This window comes from Kitasatospora sp. NPDC001225 (genome assembly GCF_053597855.1).
Map to the genome: position 1 here is coordinate 1 of NZ_JBSFJC010000470.1, position 1225 is coordinate 1225.

2 protein-coding genes are annotated in these 1225 nt (G+C 76.7%); both read left to right on the forward strand.

All coding sequences use genetic code 11. The features are described 5' to 3' along the window. Positions 1–667: hypothetical protein (locus ACWDCZ_RS41525; RefSeq protein WP_449818752.1), on the forward strand; the 667-nt coding region annotated here is incomplete at its 5' end. Between the two features lie 66 nt (positions 668–733). Continuing rightward, positions 734–1225: GNAT family N-acetyltransferase (locus ACWDCZ_RS41530; RefSeq protein WP_449818753.1), on the forward strand; the 492-nt coding region annotated here is incomplete at its 3' end.

The following is a 1225-nucleotide window of genomic DNA, read 5'->3' on the forward strand; positions in this document are numbered from 1 at the left end:
GAAGATCGTCGGCGTGACGGTCTCCGGCGCCGGCCTGGTCATGGTGCCGATGGTGCTCGCCCCGCTGCTGGGCGGGCGGGCCGGTGCCGAGCTGGTGGTCCTCGGCTTGGCCCCCGGCGGGCTGCCGGTGGCGGCCGAGGTCGCCGAGTCGCTGGGCGCCCCGCTCGACGCCACGGTGGTCCGGCCGCTGGCCGTGCCCGGCCACGACCGCCCGGTCGGCGCGATCGCCGACGGCGACCCGCCGCTGCTCGACCGGTACGCCCTGGAGAGCCTCGGGATCACCTCGGCCGAGCTGGACGCGAGCGTCAGACGGGAGCGGGTCGAGGTCCACCGCCGCGAGGCGCTCTACCGCCCGGGCCGGGCCCGGCTCCCGCTGTGCGGGCGCATCGCCGTCCTGGTCTCCGACGGGCTGACCGACGCACTCACCGCCCGGGCGGCCCTGCACGCCCTGGCCGCCGACCACCCGGAGCGGCTGATCCTCGCGGCGCCGGTCGGCGACGCCCGGATCGCGGCCGACCTGAGCCGGGACGTGGACGCGGTGGTCTGCCTGCACCTGCCCCGCTACGCGCACGCCGCCGGGCCCTGGTACGGCGAGTTCCACGAGGTCACCGACCGCGAGGCGGCCGTCCTGCTGCAGCGGCGCACCCCGACGGACGGCCCGGACTGACGATCGGACGACCCCGGCCCGAAAACCCGTTTGCCCGGCGAGGCGTGCACGGACCATCCTCCTGCCATGAACCATCCCCAGCACGTCATCGCCCTGGACGGGGCCACCCTGCGCCGCTTCGACGGCGAGGCGGACCTGCCCGAGTTCTTCGCCGTCATCGAGGAGTCGCTGGAGCACCTGCGGCCCTGGATGCCCTGGGTGGGCGAGCACAGCCGCGCCAAGACCGCCGAGTTCCTCGCCGGCCGCGCGGAACTCTGGGCGAACGGCCGGGACTTCACGTACGCGATCGTGCTCGACGGCGCGATCGTCGGTGCCTGCGGGCTGTTCCGGCGCGAGGACACCCCGGACGAGGTCCGCGAGATCGGCTACTGGCTGCACCCCGCCGCCACCGGCCGCGGGCTGGCCACCCGGACGGCGCGGGCCCTGGCCGACGAGGCCTTCCGCCTCCCCGGGGTGGAGGCCGTCGAGATCGTCCACGACCCGGCCAACCGGGCCAGCGGCGCCGTCCCGGCCCGCCTCGGCTTCACCGAGCACCTGCGCCGCCCCGCGGAGGCGCTC